Source organism: Brevundimonas sp. UYEF29, from assembly GCF_040546195.1.
GTDB classification, from domain to species: Bacteria; Pseudomonadota; Alphaproteobacteria; order Caulobacterales; family Caulobacteraceae; genus Brevundimonas; species Brevundimonas huaxiensis.
In genome coordinates, this window is record NZ_JBEPNH010000002.1 from 339522 (window position 1) to 357450 (window position 17929).

17 protein-coding genes and 1 other RNA gene are annotated in these 17929 nt (G+C 67.8%); 8 read left to right on the forward strand and 10 right to left on the reverse strand.

The window, feature by feature from the left end; genetic code table 11:
* Nucleotides 1–83: 83 nt before the first annotated feature.
* Entirely contained in the window at nucleotides 84–1382 is a 1299-nt protein-coding gene (locus ABIB58_RS04665; protein ID WP_354039331.1) for a dicarboxylate/amino acid:cation symporter, read from the forward strand.
* Here the strand turns inward: ABIB58_RS04665 and ABIB58_RS04670 are convergent.
* The 4 genes from ABIB58_RS04670 to ABIB58_RS04685 form a co-directional block, all read right to left on the reverse strand.
* Nucleotides 1372–1650: a DUF1294 domain-containing protein gene (locus ABIB58_RS04670; protein ID WP_354039333.1), complete on the reverse strand. Its 279-nt coding sequence runs from the start codon at nucleotides 1648–1650 to the stop codon at nucleotides 1372–1374. The genes ABIB58_RS04665 and ABIB58_RS04670 overlap by 11 nt on opposite strands.
* A 70-nt stretch (nucleotides 1651–1720) precedes the next feature.
* Entirely contained in the window at nucleotides 1721–5020 is a 3300-nt protein-coding gene (gene carB / locus ABIB58_RS04675; RefSeq protein ID WP_354039335.1) for a carbamoyl-phosphate synthase large subunit, read from the reverse strand.
* Nucleotides 5021–5045: 25 nt separating this feature from the next.
* Nucleotides 5046–5360 (reverse strand): ribonuclease E inhibitor RraB, encoded by a 315-nt coding sequence (locus tag ABIB58_RS04680; protein WP_354039337.1) that lies wholly within the window; start codon nucleotides 5358–5360, stop codon nucleotides 5046–5048.
* 136 nt (nucleotides 5361–5496) lie between these two features.
* Nucleotides 5497–6198 carry an HAD family hydrolase gene (locus ABIB58_RS04685; RefSeq protein ID WP_045809842.1) on the reverse strand — a complete coding sequence of 234 codons (702 nt, stop codon included), beginning with the start codon at nucleotides 6196–6198 and terminating at the stop codon, nucleotides 5497–5499.
* A 41-nt stretch (nucleotides 6199–6239) separates the two neighbouring features.
* On the opposite strand from ABIB58_RS04685, the gene ABIB58_RS04690 reads away from it, so the two are divergent.
* Complete coding sequence (locus ABIB58_RS04690) at nucleotides 6240–6950, forward strand: SDR family NAD(P)-dependent oxidoreductase (RefSeq protein ID WP_354039339.1); 711 nt, start codon at nucleotides 6240–6242, stop codon at nucleotides 6948–6950.
* 50 nt (nucleotides 6951–7000) lie between these two features.
* Nucleotides 7001–8272, forward strand: coding sequence for a S41 family peptidase (locus ABIB58_RS04695; protein WP_354039341.1), 1272 nt, complete (start codon nucleotides 7001–7003; stop codon nucleotides 8270–8272).
* A 1-nt stretch (nucleotide 8273) separates the two neighbouring features.
* Here the strand turns inward: ABIB58_RS04695 and ABIB58_RS04700 are convergent, their stop codons facing one another.
* The 5 genes from ABIB58_RS04700 to tkt all read right to left on the reverse strand — a co-directional run bounded on the left by ABIB58_RS04700 (nucleotide 8274) and on the right by tkt (nucleotide 14486).
* Nucleotides 8274–8504 (reverse strand): YbdD/YjiX family protein, encoded by a 231-nt coding sequence (locus ABIB58_RS04700; RefSeq protein WP_502909728.1) that lies wholly within the window; start codon nucleotides 8502–8504, stop codon nucleotides 8274–8276.
* Entirely contained in the window at nucleotides 8497–10584 is a 2088-nt protein-coding gene (locus ABIB58_RS04705; protein WP_354039343.1) for a carbon starvation CstA family protein, read from the reverse strand. Before ABIB58_RS04705 ends, ABIB58_RS04700 begins: the two co-directional genes overlap by 8 nt.
* Nucleotides 10585–10838: 254 nt before the next feature.
* Complete coding sequence (gene purT / locus ABIB58_RS04710) at nucleotides 10839–12035, reverse strand: formate-dependent phosphoribosylglycinamide formyltransferase (protein WP_045809846.1); 1197 nt, start codon at nucleotides 12033–12035, stop codon at nucleotides 10839–10841.
* A gap of 5 nt (nucleotides 12036–12040) precedes the next feature.
* Complete coding sequence (locus tag ABIB58_RS04715) at nucleotides 12041–12433, reverse strand: VOC family protein (RefSeq protein ID WP_045809847.1); 393 nt, start codon at nucleotides 12431–12433, stop codon at nucleotides 12041–12043.
* Between the two features lie 61 nt (nucleotides 12434–12494).
* Nucleotides 12495–14486 carry a transketolase gene (tkt, locus tag ABIB58_RS04720; RefSeq protein WP_354039345.1) on the reverse strand — a complete coding sequence of 664 codons (1992 nt, stop codon included), beginning with the start codon at nucleotides 14484–14486 and terminating at the stop codon, nucleotides 12495–12497.
* Between the two features lie 94 nt (nucleotides 14487–14580).
* Between tkt and ABIB58_RS04725 the strand changes: the two genes are divergently transcribed.
* The 5 genes from ABIB58_RS04725 to ABIB58_RS04745 all read left to right on the forward strand — a co-directional run bounded on the left by ABIB58_RS04725 (nucleotide 14581) and on the right by ABIB58_RS04745 (nucleotide 16829).
* A complete protein-coding gene (locus ABIB58_RS04725) occupies nucleotides 14581–14829 on the forward strand; it encodes a hypothetical protein (RefSeq protein ID WP_295186643.1) in 249 nt (82 codons plus the stop codon).
* Nucleotides 14829–15152, forward strand: a complete 324-nt coding sequence (locus tag ABIB58_RS04730) for a cell division protein ZapA (RefSeq protein WP_295206912.1) — start codon at nucleotides 14829–14831, stop codon at nucleotides 15150–15152. The genes ABIB58_RS04725 and ABIB58_RS04730 overlap by 1 nt, the downstream gene beginning before the upstream one ends.
* 63 nt (nucleotides 15153–15215) lie before the next feature.
* Nucleotides 15216–15376, forward strand: a non-coding RNA gene (gene ssrS, locus ABIB58_RS04735) — 6S RNA.
* A 72-nt stretch (nucleotides 15377–15448) separates the two neighbouring features.
* Entirely contained in the window at nucleotides 15449–15997 is a 549-nt protein-coding gene (locus ABIB58_RS04740; RefSeq protein ID WP_354039348.1) for a 5-formyltetrahydrofolate cyclo-ligase, read from the forward strand.
* A 10-nt stretch (nucleotides 15998–16007) separates the two neighbouring features.
* The gene (locus ABIB58_RS04745; RefSeq protein ID WP_354039350.1) at nucleotides 16008–16829 is read left to right on the forward strand and encodes a TIGR00282 family metallophosphoesterase; all 822 of its coding nucleotides are present in this window, start codon (nucleotides 16008–16010) and stop codon (nucleotides 16827–16829) included.
* On the opposite strand, the gene ABIB58_RS04750 is transcribed toward ABIB58_RS04745, so the two are convergent.
* Nucleotides 16808–17899 (reverse strand): glycosyltransferase family 4 protein, encoded by a 1092-nt coding sequence (locus ABIB58_RS04750; protein WP_354039352.1) that lies wholly within the window; start codon nucleotides 17897–17899, stop codon nucleotides 16808–16810. The two genes, ABIB58_RS04745 and ABIB58_RS04750, sit on opposite strands and share 22 nt — an antisense overlap.
* Nucleotides 17900–17929: the final 30 nt, after the last annotated feature.

Below are 17929 nucleotides of genomic sequence, written 5' to 3' on the forward strand. Positions count from 1 at the left end.
TCGCCCTGCGACGACATGAACTGTCAGCGATCGACAGAAGGTTTGGCGCGCGCGATGCGCCAAGCGGTGCTAGCGCTAAGGGCATGAGCCAATCCCGCATCGCCGCCTTCTTCACCTCCCTGAGCTTTTTCGTCATCGCGGCCCTGGTCGCCGGCGTCGTCGTCGGCGCCCTGGCGCAGGGGTCGCAGGCCGCCTGGCTGACCGGCGCCTTGGGCGTGGTCGAGAGCCTGGGCCAAGTGTGGCTGAACGCCCTGCGCATGACGGTCATTCCCCTCGTGTTCAGCCTGCTGGTCACCGGCATCGTGTCGATCGCCGATGCGGCGGCGACGGGACGGATTGCGGTGCGGTCGCTGGTGGTGTTCGGCGTGCTGCTGGTCGGGGCGACGATCTATGCGATCCTGGCGGGCCTGGGCCTGCTGGCGGTCTGGCCGATCGATCCGGAGGCGGGGCGTGGGCTGCTGGCGGGCGTCAGCGCCGAATCCCTGGCGACCGTGGGCGAGGCGGCGCGCACCGACGGCCTGCGCGCCTTCCTCGCCAGTCTGGCGCCGGCCAATGTCATCAAGGCGGCGTCCGATGACGGGGTGCTGGCGGTCGTGGTCTTCGCCGTCGCCTTCGGCTTCGCCGCGACGCGGATCAAGGCCGAACTGCGTCGGCCGCTGGCGGGCTTCTTCGAGGCGGTGGCCGAGACCATGGTGGTCATCGTCCACTGGGTGCTGCTGGCGGCGCCGTTCGGCGTGTTCGCCCTGGCGCTGGGCGTGGGTTTGCGCGCGGGCCTGGGGGTGGCGGGGACGCTGGCCCACTATGTCGCCATCGTCTGCCTGAGCCAGATCGGCCTGATCCTGATCATCTATGTCGTGGCGATCGTGTGGGGGCGGATTTCGCTGGGTCGTTTCGCGCGCGCCGTGGCCCCGGCCCAGGTCGTCGCCGTCTCGACCCAGTCGTCGCTGGCCAGCCTGCCGGTGATGATCGAGCGCGCGCGCGACTGGCTGGGCGTGCCGCAAACCTCCGCCGGCCTCGTTCTGCCGCTGGCGGTGGCGGTGTTCCGCATCACCAGCCCGGTCGCCAACCTGGCGGTCTGTCTCTATGTGGCGCAGTTGCACGGGGTGGAGTTGGGGCTCGGCGTGCTGATCGCCGGCGGGCTGACGGCCATCGCCGTGTCCATCGCCTCGGTGGGCCTACCGGGCCAGGTCAGCTTCTTCGCCGCCATCGGCCCCATCTGCCTGGCCATGGGCCTGCCGCTGGGCGTGCTGCCGCTGCTGCTGGCGGTCGAGGTCATCCCCGACATCTTCCGCACCGTCGGCAACGTCACCGCCGACCTGGCCGCGACCCGGATCGTGGCGGGCGAAGATCGGGCAGGCGAGGACGGTCGCGCTACAGAATGACCCAGGCGGCGCCGCCCGCCAGCAGGATCAGGTGGAGTAGGACGATCAGGCCGAACTGCGTCCTGAACGGCTCCTTGCGCGTCTTGTGGCGCAGGATGTGCTGACCCATCCACGCGCCCAGCCCGCCGATCAGGCCGAACAGTAACAACGTGGACTCCGGCGTGCGCCACAGGCCGACCCTGGCGCGCCGCTTGTCCCTGGCGAAGGCGAGAAACCCCAATACTTCGCCGCACAGGATGGCGATCAGGGCGAGGTCGAGATTGGACATCGGCGTATCTCCGGTGTTCGGCCGCTACATCCTCGCAGCGTGCGGCCGAAAACCGGAGATTTCGTCAACGTCAGGAGTAGTCCTGGATCGCCCGCACATCCAGGTCGCCGGCCTTGATCGCGCCGATGGCCTGGGCCGCCGCCAGGGCGCCGGCGGTGGTGGTGTAGTAGGGCATCTTCATCATCAGGGCGGTGCGGCGCAGCGAGAAGCTGTCCTGCAGCGACTGCTTGCCCGAGGTGGTGTTGAAGACCAGCTGAACCTCGCCGTTCTTCATGGCGTCCACGATGTGCGGGCGGCCTTCCAGCACCTTCTTGACCAGTTTCACCTCCAGCCCCTGTTCGACCAGATAGGCGTGGGTGCCGCCGGTGGCCATCAGACTGAAGCCTTCGGCCAGCAACGTCCTGGCGGCGTCGACGATGAAGGGCTTGTCCTCGTCCTTGACCGAGATGAAGGCGCAGCCCGAGGTCGGCAAGGTGGTCCCGCCGCCGATCTGGGACTTGGCGAAGGCGCGGGCGAAGGCGGGGGCCATATCGGCCTCTCCCGGCCGCTTGAAGTCCAAGCCCATGACCTCGCCGGTCGAACGCATTTCCGGGCCCAGGACGGTGTCCACCCCGGCGAAGCGGGCGAACGGGAAGACGGCCTCCTTGACCGCGATATGGTCGTAGGGCTTGTCCGTCAGACCGAACGACTTCAGCGGCACGCCGGCCATGACCTTGGCGGCGATGGAGGCGATAGGCTGGCCGATGGTCTTGGCCACGAAGGGCGCCGTGCGGCTGGCGCGCGGATTGACCTCCAGCACGAAGATGCGCGGGGCTTCGCTGTGCGGCTCCTCGATGGCGAACTGCACGTTCATCAGGCCGCGCACCTTCAGGGCCTTGGCCATTTCCGTGGTCTGGCGTTTCAGCTCGTTCACGATCTCTGGCCGCAGCGAGAAGGGCGGCATGGAGCAGGCGCTGTCGCCCGAGTGCACGCCGGCTTCCTCGATATGTTCCAGCACGCCCGCGACAAAGACCGTCTCGTCGTCGCACAGGGCGTCCACATCGACCTCGGTGGCGCGGTTCAGATAGTGGTCGATTAGGACGGGATCGTCGCCCGAGACGCGCATCGCCTCGTGGACGTAGCGGTCCAGTTGCTCGCGGTCGTGGACGATCATCATGCCGCGTCCGCCCAGAACGTAGGAGGGGCGCAGGACGACGGGATAGCCGACCTCTTCGGCCTTCCTCGCTGCCTCTTCGGCCGAACGGGCCAGGCCGTTGGGCGGCTGGCGCAGGCCGACGCCCTCCAGCATCTGCTGGAAGCGTTCGCGATCCTCGGCCAGGTCGATGGAGTCGACGCTGGTGCCCAGGACCGGAATGTTGTCCTCTTGCAGGGCGTGGGCCAGCTTCAGCGGGGTCTGGCCGCCGAACTGGACGACGCAGCCGATCAGCTCGCCATTTGAACGCTCGACCTCGATCAGCTCCAGCACATCCTCGGCCGTGAGGGGCTCGAAATACAGGCGGTCGGAGGTGTCATAGTCGGTCGAGACGGTCTCGGGGTTGCAGTTGACCATGATCGACTCGACGCCGATCTGGTCGAAGGCGAAGGCCGCGTGGCAGCAGCAGTAGTCGAACTCGATCCCCTGGCCGATCCGGTTCGGACCGCCGCCCAGGATGATGGCCTTCTTCTTGTCCGACGGCTCGGACTCGCACTCAGGGATCTGGCCCAGCGCGCCGGTCTCATAGGTCGAATACATATAGGCGGTGGCGCTGGCGAACTCGGCGGCGCAGGTATCGATCCGCTTGAACACCGGGCGGACCTTCAGGCCGCGACGGACGGTCCGGACGGATTTTTCGCTTTGGCCGGTCAGCTGCGCCAGACGGGCGTCGGAGAAGCCCTTGGACTTCAGCCGGCGGAACTCGGTCGGGTCGGTCGGCAGGCCCTTGACGCGCACATGGCCTTCCTCGCGCACGATGTCGGCGATCTGGCGCAGGAACCAGGGCTCGTAGGCGCAGGCGGCGTTGACCTCCTCGACCGTCAGGCCGTGGCGGAAGGCCTGGGCGATAACGCGGATGCGGTCGGGGGTTGGAACGCCCAACGCCCGCACGACGGCGGCGCGGGCGGTCGCATCATCCTCGGCGCCGGCCACCCCTTCGATCTCGACCTCGTCGAAGCCCGACAGGCCCGTCTCCAACCCGCGCAGCGCCTTCTGCATCGATTCCTGGAAGGTCCGGCCGATGGCCATCACCTCGCCGACCGACTTCATCGAGGTGCCCAGTAGGGGCTCGGATCCCGGATATTTCTCGAAGGCGAAGCGCGGGATCTTGGTGACGACATAGTCGATCGACGGCTCGAAGCTGGCCGGCGTCACCTGGGTGATGTCGTTGGTCAGCTCGTCCAGGGTGTAGCCGACCGCCAGACGCGCCGCGACCTTGGCGATGGGGAAGCCGGTGGCCTTGGACGCCAGCGCCGACGAACGCGACACGCGCGGGTTCATCTCGATCACGACCATGCGGCCGTCGGCGGGATTGATCGCCCACTGCACGTTCGAGCCGCCCGTCTCGACGCCGATCTCGCGCAGCACATTGATCGAGCCGGTCCGCATTCGCTGATATTCCTTGTCGGTCAGCGTCAGGGCGGGGGCGACGGTGATGGAGTCGCCCGTATGGACCCCCATCGGATCGACGTTCTCGATGGAGCAGATGATGATGCAGTTGTCCGCCGTGTCGCGGACGACCTCCATCTCGTATTCCTTCCAGCCCAGCACCGATTCCTCGATCAGCACCTCGGTCGTCGGCGACAGGTCCAGGCCGCGCAGGACGATCTCCTCGAACTCCTCGCGGTTGAAGGCGATGCCGCCGCCGGTGCCGGCCAGGGTGAAGGACGGGCGGATGACGGCGGGCAGGCCGACGAACTCAAGCCCCTCCAGCGCCTCTTCCATCGAATGGGCGGCCTTGGAGCGGGGCGATTCCAGTCCCAGCTTGTCCATGGCGTCACGGAACTTCTGACGGTCCTCGGCCTTGTCGATCACCTCAGCCTTGGCGCCGATCATCTCGACCCCATGCTTGGCCAGGGCGCCGGATTCATGCAGGGCCAGGGCGGTGTTCAGCGCGGTCTGGCCGCCCATGGTCGGCAGCAGGGCGTCAGGCTTTTCCTTGACGATGATCTTCTCGACCATCTCGGGCGTGATCGGCTCGATATAGGTGGCGTCGGCCACCTCCGGGTCGGTCATGATGGTGGCGGGGTTCGAGTTGACCAGGATGACCCGATAGCCTTCCGCCTTCAGCGCCTTGCACGCCTGAACGCCGGAATAGTCGAACTCGCACGCCTGGCCGATGACGATCGGGCCGGCGCCGATGATGAGGATGGACTTGATGTCTGTGCGCTTGGGCATCGCCAGCTCTTCTTCTTATTGAACGCTAGTGGGTCACGACCGCGCATTCCCAGCCGTCATACTCCAGCTGGAAGGCCGCGGCCCAGGTCTGCATCATGGCCGAGGTCGCCGCAAACGACGCCTCGTCCACCGCCATGGTCGTTTCGAGCACCGTCATGTCGTCGGCGCCGCGCGTCAGGAAGCCGGCGCGCCGTGCGACCTCGTTCAGGTCGCCGTGGTCGCCCTCGCCATAGAAGTAGAACAACGTATGGCGCGGCGTCATGCCGCTGTCGCCCTGTTCGGCCAGCGCCGCGCGCACCATGGCGTCGCGTTCGTCATGACGGATGTCCGAGGCGTCCAAGGGAGTGCGTCGTCCTTCGTTCTCTGTCGTTCTCTGGGCGCGCGAGAAGTCCCCGCAGAGCCTGGCCCTGCGACGCTCACGTCTGCTTGTCGGTTAAGCGGCCCGTTTAGAGAGGGAGGGGCGAGGGGGCAAGACCTTAAGCGTCTGCGATCGCCGCGATCCAGTCGGGGAGTTCGTCGATGCGGGCGAGGGAGACGTAGCGGGGCTCGTCGACGGGAGCATCGGCCAGTTCGTGGGCCCAGGTGACGTGGTAGGGGATGTGGACGCCGAAGGCGCCGGCGGCGATGGCGGGAAGGACGTCGGACTTCATGGAGTTGCCGGCCATGACGGCCTCGGCCGGGCCGGTGCCGTGGCGGGTGAAGACCCGTTCGTAGGTGGCGCGATCCTTTTCGGAGACGATCTCGACGGCGCTGAACAGGTCGCCCAGGCCTGAGGCCGCTAACTTGCGCTCCTGATCCAGCAGGTCGCCCTTGGTGATCAGGACCAGGCGGTATTTTTCGGACAGTTCGGCGACGACTGCATCCACGCCGGGCAGGGTCTCGACCGGGTGGGCCAGCATCTCGCGACCGGCGGCCAGGATCTCGCGCACGACATGGGGCGGAGCCTCGCCGTTCGTCAGCTCCATCGCCGTCTCGATCATCGACAGGGTGAAGCCCTTGATGCCGTAGCCATAGAGCCGCAGATTGCGTTGCTCGGTTTCGGCCAGGCGCGCCTCAATGGTCGCCTCGTCGCCGTGGTCGGCCAGAAGATCGACGAACCGCGCGTGGGTCAGGCGGAAGATCGTCTCGTTGTGCCAGAGGGTGTCGTCGGCATCGAGGCCGACAGTGGTGATGCTCATGCCGCGCCCCTATCATGGGATGAACGCGGAAGGGAGACGCGATGAACGGATCGGCGGTGGTGATCGGGGCGACGGGCGGTATCGGCCGGGCGATGGTCGAGCGGATCGTGGCGGACGGCGCGTTCGATACGGTGTGGGCCGTGTCGCGGTCCGGCGCGGATGTGGCGGGCGCGCTAGGGCTGGCGGCCGATCTGGAGGATGAGGCCAGTCTGGCGTCCGCCGCCGAACGGATCGGCCAGGGACCGCCCCCGACCCTGATCGTCGTGGCGACCGGGGTGCTGCACGACGGACTTCAGCCGGAGCGGGCCTTTCGCCAACTGGATGCGGAACACCTTTTACGCGACTACCGCGTCAATGCGGTGGGGCCCGCGCTGGCGGCGAAACATCTGCTGCCGCTGATGCCGCGCGATCGGCGGGCGGTGTTCGCGGCCCTGTCGGCGCGGGTGGGATCGATAGGCGACAACCGGCTGGGCGGCTGGCACGCCTATCGCGCGTCCAAGGCGGCGCTGAACATGATCCTGCGCAATCTGTCGGTCGAGATGGCGCGCAGTCATCCGCAGGCGGTGATCGCCGGTCTGCATCCCGGCACGGTGGCGACGGATCTGAGCGCGCCGTTCCAGAAGGGGGTGGCCCAGGGGAAGTTGTTCCCAGCCGACTATTCCGCCGGGCGGCTGCTGTCCGTGCTATCGACCTTGACCCCCGCCGACAGCGGCGGCGTCTTCGCCTGGGACGGGGCGCGGGTGCCGGAATAGCGCGCAGTCGTGACTTGAGCGGAACGGTCAACTGACGTCAGATGGTCGTCATGCGTCTGAGCGTTTCCGCCCGGCTTTTCAGCCTTCTGTTGCTCGGTCTGCCGTTGAGCGTTCCGGCCGTGGCGCAACCGGTCGATGCGCCCGCCGTCGATCCGGGCGCCGCCGCGGCGCCCTCGCGTGACCGCGTGAGGCTGAATCAGCGCGTGTTCGATCGGGTGTGGAGCGAGGTGCGGCGGGGCTATTACGATCCGACCCTGCACGGCGTGGACTGGACCACCGCGCGGGCGACGTTCCGGCCCCAGGCCCTGGCGGCGAGCGACGAGCGGGGGCTGTACCGCGTCATCAATGCGATGCTGGATCTGCTGGACGACGGTCATGCGGCGGCCAATCCGCCGGCGGCAGTGCGACGTCAGGAGGCGCAGTTCGCCCGGCGCGCCGTGATGGGCCTGACCCTGATGCGGGGCGAGACGCCGGACGACTGGACCGTCGAACGTGTCCGGCCGGGTTCGCCGGCCGAGGCGGCGGGGGTGCAGATGGGCTGGGCCCTGAATTCGGTCGACGGGAAGCCCTGGGGACCGGATGTCGAGACCTATGACGGGATTCCGGTGCAACTGGTCCTGACCGACGATGCGGGGCAGAGGCGTGAGATCGCCCTGACGCCGCGGGTGATGGAGGCCATCGAGCCGTTCACCGCTGACAAGTCGCGGCCGGGGGTGCTGGTGCTGCGCGTCGAGCAGTTCGACAAGGGGCTAGGCGCCTGGATGGGCAGCGAACTGGAAGGCTTGCCGCCCGATGTCGATGTGGTGCTGGACCTGCGCGGCAATCCCGGCGGGCGGCTGATGGAGGCGGAATCGGTCCTGACCTGTTTCCTGCCGCGCGATCAGGTCTGGGCGACCCGAACGGGACGCAGCGGCCGGCCGGTGGTGCTGAGGGCGGCGGGCGACTGCGGCGACCGGCGCGATCCCCTGGCCAATGATGTGGCGGTTCTGGTGGATCAGGGCAGCCGCAGCGCCGCTGAACTGACGCCGGCCGCCTTGCAGGAGGCGCGGCGCGGCATCGTGGTGGGCGAGAAGACCGGCGGATCGGTGCTGATCGCCCAAGAGACCAATCTGCCGGACGGCGGGCGGCTGACGCTCAGCCGGGCGGACTTCGTGACTTCGGGCGGGATTCGGCTCGAGAAGCGGGGCGTGACCCCGGACATCGCCGCGCCGCGCACCGTGGCCCAGCGCCGCGCGGGCGACGACCCGACGCTGGAGGCGGCGATCGCCGCCCTTCGGGCGGAGGAGCGGGCGAGGGCTTCGACCCCCGCCAGCAGTTTCTAGATCAGCAGCACTTGAACCCGCCGGCGCCGCCGAAGCGGCGCTGCTCGTGCAGGCGGAAGAAGGCGGTCTTGTCCAGCGGCGGCTGGTCGGGATGGGTCGCCGTCGCGTGATCGACATAGGCCTGATAGTCCGGCTGACCGATCATGGCGCCGGCCGTGCGCCGGACGCCGCGACCCCACCGCAGGGCGGTGTCGCGGCACAGGCACAGCAGGTCATCCTGAACGTCAGGCACGGGCCGCATCCGCCGCCTCGTCGGCCGCCGTCAGTTGGTGGCTTTCCGGATATTCGCGGACCGTCGGGCGGTTGTTCGCATAGGCCTTGCGGCACGCCAGGACGCCATAGACGACCATGGTGACGACCACGAACAGGAAGCCCGCTGTCAGGGTCGAGTTGACGTAGTCGTTGACCACGATGCGGTGCATGTCGCCGATGCTCTTGGCCGGGGCGATCAGTTCGCCGGCGCCCAGCGCCTCCTGATATTTGCGGGCGTGGGACAGGAAGCCGATGCGGACGTCCGGGTGGAACAGCTTCTGGAAGCCCGCCGTCAGGGTGCAGATCAGCAGCCAGGTCGCCGGGATCGCCATGACCCAGGCGAACTTCTCGCGCTTCATCTTGAACAGAACGACGGTGCCCAGGATCAGGGCGATCGCCGCCAGCATCTGGTTGGCGATGCCGAACAGCGGCCACAGGCTGTTGATGCCGCCCAGCGGATCCACCACGCCGGTGTAGAGGAAATAGCCCCACAGCCCGACCGTCAGGGCAGTGGCGACGACGTTGGCGCCCCAGGACTTGGTCTCGCGCATCTTGGGCACGGCGACGCCCAGCAGGTCCTGGATCATGAAGCGGCACACCCGGGTGCCGGCGTCGACCGTGGTCAGGATGAACAGGGCCTCGAACAGGATGGCGAAATGATACCAGAAGGCCATCATGGCCTTGCCGCCGATCATGCCCGACAGGATGTGGGCCATGCCGACCGCCAGGGTCGGGGCGCCGCCTGCGCGCGACAGGATCGAATGCTCGCCCACGTCGCGCGCCAGCTGCTCAAGCTCTCCGGGCGTGATGTGGAAGCCCCATTGCGCCACGGCGGCGGCGGCCGAAACCGCGTCGTTGCCGATGACGGCGACCGGGCTGTTCATGGCGAAATAGACCGCCGGATCCAGAACCGTGGCGGCGATCAGGGCCATGACGGCGACGAAGCTTTCGCACAGCATGGCGCCATAGCCGATCATCGGGATCTGGCCTTCGTTCTCCAGCAGTTTGGGCGTGGTGCCCGAGGAGATCAGGGCGTGGAAGCCCGACACCGCGCCGCAGGCGATGGTGATGAACAGGAAGGGGAACAGGGCGCCGGCGAAGACCGGGCCGGTGCCGTCGATGAAGGGGGTGATGGCCGGCATCTGCAGGTGCGGGCGCACGATCAGGATGCCGACCGCCAGGGCTACGATCGCGCCGATCTTCAGGAAGGTCGACAGATAGTCGCGCGGCGCCAGCAGCAGCCACACCGGAATGACGGAGGCGATGAAGCCATAGACCATCATCAGAATGGCCAGGGTCGGGCCGGTCAGGGTGAAGGCCGGGCCCCAGAACGGATCCGCGGCGATATGGCCGCCGCCGATGATGGCCAGGATCAGCAGAACGACGCCGATGACCGACACCTCGCCCACGCGGCCCGGCCGCAGGAAGCGGGTGTACAGGCCCATGAAGATAGCGATGGGGATGGTGGCGGCGACGGTGAAGGTTCCCCACGGGCTTTCGGCCAGGGCCTTCACTACCACAAGGGACAGAACCGCCAGGATGATGATCATGATCATCAGGACGCCGATCTGAGCGATGATGCCGGGGATGTTGCCCATTTCGGTGCGGATCATGTCGCCCAGCGACTTGCCGTCACGACGCGTGGACATGAACAGAACCATCATGTCCTGCACCGCGCCGGCCAGCACGGCGCCGACCAGAATCCACAGGACGCCCGGCAGATAGCCCATCTGGGCGGCCAGAACCGGCCCGACCAGCGGGCCTGCGCCGGCGATGGCGGCGAAGTGGTGGCCGAACAGGACGTTCTTGGGCGTCGGCACATAGTCCAGCCCGTCGTTGCGACGCATGGCCGGGGTCAAGCGCGCGGGATTCAGCTGCATGACCTTGTTGGCCAAGTAGCGGCTGTAGAACCGATAGGCGATCGCATAGGTGCAGACGGCGGCGACCACCATCCAGACCGCGCTGATGCTTTCACCCTGATGCAGGGCGATGATGCCGAGGGACACCGCCCCCAGGATGGCGATGGCGCCGAAGATTATGGGTGTGCTGAGTTTGCCCACGACAGATCCCTCCCGGCCGGCTGACTGCGACCCTCGCCCTTGGTTTGCACCACAATCCGGGACAAGGCCAATCGACTAAAGTCGTAGAAATGAACGAGGAGCGGGCGTCTCCTCCCCATTTATGGGGAGGTGGCTCGAAGCGCAGCGGAGAGACGGAGGGAGTCTTCACCGCATCGCGGGCGCCTGCGGGGATTCCAGAACCCCTCCACCGCTTCGCGGTCCCCCTCCCCACAGGTGGGGAGGAGACGGTGGTGTCAGCCCCGAACCACCTTCACACAGCCTGCGGCTTCACGCGCGCGGTCGCGGGCCTGTTCGACGTCGGCGCCGCGCGCGGTCGCCACGCCCATGCGGCGGCGCTCGAAGGCTTCGGGCTTGCCGAACAGACGCAGGTCGGCGGTCGGGACCGACAGGGCCTCCGCGACGCCCTCAAAGGCGATTCCTTGCGCGTCCAGACCGCCGTAGATGACGGCGCTGGCGGCGGGCTCGCGCTGGGTCACGTCGACGGGCAGACCCAAGATGGCGCGGGCGTGAAGTGCAAACTCGCTCATCGTCTGGCTGGCCAGGGTGACCAGACCGGTGTCGTGTGGGCGGGGCGAAACCTCGGAGAACCAGACCTGGTCGCCCTTGACGAACAGTTCGACGCCGAAGACGCCGTAACCGCCCAAGGCCTCTGTGACCTTCGCGGCGATGTCCTGGGAGGCGGCCAGCGCAGCGGGCGTCATGGCCTGCGGCTGCCAGCTTTCGACGTAGTCGCCCTTGACCTGTCGGTGGCCGATGGGCGCGCAGAAATCCGTGCGGGTCGAGCCGTCGGCGCCGCGCGAGCGGACGGTCAGCAGCGTGATCTCGAAGTCGAAGTCGATGCGTCCCTCGACGATGACGCGGGCGCCGGCGACCCGGCCGCTGTCCTGCGCATAGGTCCAGGCGTCGACGATTTCATCGGCGCTTTCGACGAAGGACTGGCCCTTGCCCGACGAGGACATGACCGGCTTGACGAAGTTGGGATAGCCGACGGCCTCGGCGCCGGCGGCCAGTTCCTCGGCCGAGCCGGCGAAGGCGTAGGGGCTGGTGGGCAGGCCCAGCGCTTCGGCGGCCAGTTTGCGGATGCCCTCGCGGTTCATCGTCAGTTGCACCGCGCGAGCCGTCGGGATCACCGTCGCCATGCCGGCGGCCTCGATATCGGCCAGGACCTTGGTGGCGATGGCCTCGATCTCGGGCACGATGAAGTGCGGGGCCTCGGCCAGGATGACGCCGTTCAGCACCTGGGCGTCGGTCATGGGGATGACGTGGCTGCGGTGCGCCACCTGCATGGCCGGGGCGTTGGGATAACGATCGACGGCGATGACCTCGACGCCGAGCCGCTGAAGCTCGATGGCGACCTCCTTGCCCAGTTCGCCCGAGCCCAGCAGCATGACGCGCACGGCGGTGTCGGAAAGCGGGGTGCCGAGTTTCATGGGCGTCAGGCTCCGATAGCGGGTTCGATCAGGTCCCAGGCGTTGCCATAGAGGTCTTCGAAGACCACCACCTTGCCATAGGTTTCATGTCGCGGGGTTTCGCGAAAGTGGACGCCGGCGGCAAGCCAGGCGTCGTGGTCGCGCATCAGGTCGTCCGTCTCCAGAAACAGCCAGACCCGGCCGCCGGCCTGGTTGCCGACCTGAGCCTTCTGCGCGTCGGTCGTGGCGCGCGCCAGCAGCAGGCTGGTCTCGCCGCCTTTGGGGGTGACGCGCACCCAGCGTTTGCCGCCGCCCATGTCGGTGTCTTCGCTGAGCTCGAAGCCCAGCTTTCCGACATAGAAGGCGACGGCCGCGTCATAGTCGTGAACAAGCAGGCTGATCGCGCCGATGCGGCTCATGGCTTCTGCTTTCAAAAAATCTCCCCCGTAAAGCGTCGCGCACGGGGGAGTGATCCAAGTTTTACAGCCGCGCCTTGACCGCCGCGACGATGGCGTCCGAGGTGATGCCGAACTTCTCGTACAGAACCTCGGCCGGGGCGGAGGCGCCAAAGCCGGTCATGCCGATGAAGGCGCCGTCTTCGCCGATGAAGCGTTCCCAGCCTTGCTTGATCGCGGCTTCCACGGCGACGCGGACCGTGCCGCGACCGATCACAGAGGCCTGGTAGGCGGCGTCCTGCTGTTCAAACAGTTCGAACGAGGGGACCGAGACGACGCGGGTCGCCACGCCTTCGGCTTCCAGCGTCTCGGCGGCCTTCAGCGCCAGGGCCAGTTCGGTGCCTGTGCCGAACAGTGTGGCCTGGGCCTCGCCATTGGCGGCCTTGATCTCATAGGCGCCCTTGGCGGACAGGTTTTCGGTCGTGGCGACGGTGCGGACGGCCGGGGTCTTCTGGCGCGACAGGGCCAGGGCCGACGGCGCGGTCTTGGTCTGCAGGGCGACCTGCCAGCATTCCATGGCCTCGATGGTGTCGGCGGGGCGGAAGACCATCAGGTTGGGGATGGCGCGCAGGGCCGCCAGATGTTCGACCGGTTGGTGCGTCGGGCCGTCTTCGCCCAGGCCGATCGAGTCGTGGGTCAGGACATGGATGGCGCGCACGCCCATCAGGGCGCCCAGGCGGATGGCCGGGCGGCTATAGTCCGAAAACACCATGAAGGTGCCGCCGTAGGGAATGACCCCGCCGTGCAGGGCCAGTCCGTTCATGGCTGCGGCCATGCCGAACTCGCGGATGCCCCAGTTGACGTAGCGACCTTCATAGGTCGGCGCATCCAGGATCGGCGTACCCTTGACGAAGGTGTTGTTCGAGCCGGTCAGGTCGGCCGAGCCGCCGACCAGTTCGGGAATGGCGGCGAACAGTTCGTCCAGCGCCGCGCCCGACGACTGGCGCGTCGCCTGGGCCGGCTGGGTCTCGACCAGTTCGGCGATCTTGGCGTTCAGGGCGTCGAAGGCGGCCTCGGGCAAGTCGCCCTTCATGGCGCGGGTGAAATCGGCGGCCTGGGACGAGGCGTCGAGGCGGGCCTCCCACTTCTTGCGGTCCTTGGCGCCGCGACGGCCGACCTTCTTCCAAGCGTCGGCGATGGTCTGGGGCATTTCGAACGGATCGTGATCCCAGGCCAGGCCCAGGCGCGTGGCGGCGATCTCGGCGGCGCCCAGGGCCGCGCCGTGGGTCTTGTGGCTGCCTTCCATCGTGGCGGCGCCCTTGCCGATCTTGGTCTTGCAGGCGATCAGGGTGGGCTTGTCCTGACGCATGGCCCACTTCATCGCGCCCTTGATGGCGTTCATGTCGTGACCGTCGATGGCCTTGACCGCCCAGCCGGCGGCCTTGAAGCGGGCCTTCTGGTCGGTCGCATCCGACAGCGAGACCTTGCCGTCGATGGTGATCTCGTTGTCGTCCCACAGGACGTGCAGCTTGTTCAGCTTGTAGCGGCCGGCAAGCGCGATGGCTTCCTGCGACACGCCTTCCATCAGGCAGCCGTCGCCGGCGATGACCCAGGTGCGGTGATCGACCAGATCGTCGCCATACTTCGCCGCCAGATGGCGCTCGGCCATGGCGAAACCGACCGACGTGGCCAGGCCTTGGCCCAGCGGGCCGGTGGTGACCTCGACGCCCGGCATATGGCCGTACTCCGGGTGGCCGGCGGTCTTGGAGCCCCACTGACGGAAGTTCGACAGTTCTTCCTTGGTCGCGCTCTTATAGCCCGTCAGGTGCAGCAGGGCGTAGATCAGCATCGAGCCGTGACCGGCCGACAGGATGAAGCGGTCGCGGTCGGCCCAGTCGGGGCGCGAGGCGTCGAACTTCAGGAAGCGAGAAAACAGCACCGTGGCGACGTCGGCCATGCCCATCGGCATGCCGGGGTGGCCGGACTTGGCCTTCTCGACGCCGTCCATGGCGAGGACGCGAATGGCGTTCGCCATCTGCTCGGGCGTGGCCTTTGGTGCGGTTTTGGCGTCGGTCACTGTGGAGACCTCTGTTGGGAAGGCGGAAAAAGGGGGCGCGCCCCTTTACCCCGGCGCGTCCTCGGCTTCTATACGGAATCTAAAGGAGCGACCGATGGCAGACGCCACCACGGCCGCACGGGCGCGTATCGACCGCGCCCTGGCCGAACTGGAACGCAAGATTTTGGAGCTGAAGGCGCGGCCCGCCTCGGCGCCCGCGATCGCGGACGACGATCTGTTCGCGCCGCGCGCCACAGATCAGCGCGTCGCCGAGCTGGAGGCCGCCGGGCGCGAGGCGTCCGAGGCGCTGGGCCGCGCCGCCCAGGCCGTGCGCGAAGCCCTGGCCGAAAGCGAGGCCGGCTGATGGCGACGGTGACGGTCGAGGTCAATGGACGCCCCTATGCGGTGGGCTGCGCCGACGGGCAGGAAGAGCGGGTCCGCATCCTGGCCAAACAGTTCGACAATCAGGTGCGTCAGGTCGCAGGCGACGTTGGCCATGTCGGCGATCTGAGGCTGTTTCTGATGTCCGCGCTGATCCTGGCCGACGAACTGCATGAGGCGCGGTTGAACGCCGGCAAGGCGGGAGCTTCGTCAGCGGCCGCCCCAGCGGCGGCTTCGACGGACGGGGTCGCCGAGGCGCTGAACGCCGTCGCCGCGCGGATCGAAAAGATCGCCCAAAACCTCTAGTCGATTATTCGTCTGCGGATGCTGGCGTCGGGGCCGGCGAAGGCCTATCTTGATTGACGGCGGGTCATGCTGCGGCTCACGTCGAAGACAACATATCCTTCTGACCTTAATTCACTCTACGGGATCTGTCCCTGTCCGGGCTCGAGGGCTTGGGCATACGGAGCCCACCTGGCTACCCAGGTCGAGAGGATTTAAACGTTCTTCACGGTTCGCGCGGCGCCGCCACCCTCTCCCTGTGATGTGCTATCGCTCGCCGCGCGGCGGCTCGCTGCATGAGCACGCGTAGGGGCGGTTCGATGATCCAAGACAAGCATGAACTCCGATCGGCCGCCCGCGCCTTGCGCAAGCGTCTGGCCGAGGCTGATCCTTTAGCCGCAAGCCGGGCGGCCGACCATGCCGATGCGCTTCCCACCGCCCAGGTCGTCGCGCTCTATCGCGCCATGGGGTCAGAGCTGGATACCGACGCCCTGGCCGTAGCGCTGGAGGCGGCGGGCTGCCGCCTGTGCCTGCCGGTCGTGGTCCAGCGCGACGCGCCGATGGCGTTCCGCGCCTGGTCGCCCGGCGAGCCGCTGGAGATGGACGCCGCCGGATGCCCCGCGCCGCTGCCGCTGGCCGACGTCGTCATGCCGGACCTGATCCTGACGCCGCTGCTGGCCTTTGATGATCAGGGCGGGCGCCTGGGGCAGGGCGGCGGCTTTTACGACCGCACCTTCGCCGCCCAACCCGACGCCATGCGTGTCGGTTTCGCCTATGCCGGTCAAAGGGTCGAACGGCTGGCGCTAGAGCCTCACGACATTCGACTGCATGGCGTTCTGACCGAGACCGGCTATACGGCTTTCGAATGAGACTTTTCGCATGAGACTGGCATTTTTCGGCGACGTCATCGGCAAGTCCGGCCGTGACGGCATCAGCGATCATCTTCCGGGCCTGAAGCGGGACCTGAAGCTCGACTTCGTGGTCGTGAACGCGGAGAACGCCGCCGGCGGCTTCGGCATCACCGAGAACACGGCGCGCGAGCTGTTCATGGCCGGCGCCGACTGCCTGACGCTGGGCAACCATAGCTGGGACCAGCGCGAGGCCCTGACCTATATCGTGCGTGAGCCGCGCCTGATCCGGCCGGCCAACTATCCGCGCCTGATGGATGCGCCGGGCGCCGGGGCCAATCTGTTCGAGACCCATTCGGGCCGGACGGTCCTGGTCATGAATGTGTTGGGCCGGGTGCATATGGACCCCATGGACGATCCGTTCGGGGCGGTGGAGCGCGAACTGGCGGCGGCGCCGCTGGGCGCGGTGGCGGACGCCGTGATCGTGGATATGCATGCCGAGGTCACGTCCGAGAAGATGGCCATGGGCCATTTCTGCGACGGGCGCGCGTCGCTGGTAGTCGGCACACACACCCATGTGCCCACCGCCGACTGCCAGATCCTGCCCGGCGGAACGGCCTATCAGACCGACGCCGGCGGCTGCTGCGACTACGACAGCGTGATCGGCAACGAGAAGGAAGAGCCGCTGCGCCGCTTCACCACCCGGATTTCGGGCGGCCGCTACATGCCGGCCTCCGGCCCGGCGACCGTGTGCGGCGTGTTCGTCGAGACGGACGATCGAACGGGGCTGGCGTTGCGGGTCGAGCCGATCCGCGTCGGCGGACGGTTATCTCAGGCGATCCCGGTCGTCTGACGCGCCCGGCGACGGTCGATCACGGTCTGGCGCACGGCCTTCAGCTCGGCCGCGCGGCGCTCGGGCGTATGGGTCGCCAACACATAGGCCTGTGCGGATCGCGCCAGCGCCAAGCGTTCCTCAGGTGACGAAATCAACCGTTCCATCGCCGCCGCCAATGTCTTCGGCGTCACTGCATCGACATAGAGGGCGTGCGGCCCGCTGGCTTCGCGGAGACCGCCGCGGCCGGACGAGATCAGGGCTGCGCCCGCTGCATGGGCCTCGATCGCCGTCAGTCCGAACGGCTCGTCCCAGACGGACGGCGTCAGGGCGATGGCCGCCGTCTGCATCCGCCGGCGCACCTCGCCCAAAGGCGCGGACTTCAGCACCTCTACCCGGTCGCCATACCTCTCCAACGGCGCGACATGCCGAGCCGCCCAGCGCGCGTGGTCGTCCCAGTCGTTCAGCATCAGCACGGCGCGCCAGTCGGGGTGGGCGTCCAGGACGGCGGGCAGGGCGGCGCACAGCACATCGACGCCCTTTTCCGGCATGGCGCGCCCGGCGAAGGCGATCACCGGCTGTCGATCTTCGGGCGAGGCCAGCCAGGCGGTCGCGTCGATGGGATTGGGCACGGCGAACGCCCGGTCGTGCAGATCAGGGAAGGTGCGCATGAAGGCGTCCCGCTCCGCCACGCTGACGAAGACCAGGCCGTCCAGCCGCTCATAACGCGCCCGATAACGCCAGCGGTCGATGGGGTGGCGCGGCGGGCGCAGGGCGTTGTGGCGATAGAGTAGGTGAGGCGTCTCGGGCAGGACCTGCTGCACAGCCAGCGCCTGTTTCACCTGCTGATGATGCTCGATCACATCGGGTCGAAAGTCGCGCAGCCGCTCGATCAGGGTGCGCATGCGGCTGCGCCCCGCCGGCAGGACGTCCACGCCTGGCGCCGGACCTTCGTCCGCGCCTTGGCAGCAGAAGATGCGGGTCTCGCCGCCCTGATCGACGCTCGCCATCGTCCTCACCACCGTCTCCATTGAGTTCGGCTGGCCTTCAGAAAACAGGCAGCCCGGAGGGAGCAGGATGGCGGTGCGCAACGGTCGGCATCCGGTGGAAAGGACGGTGCG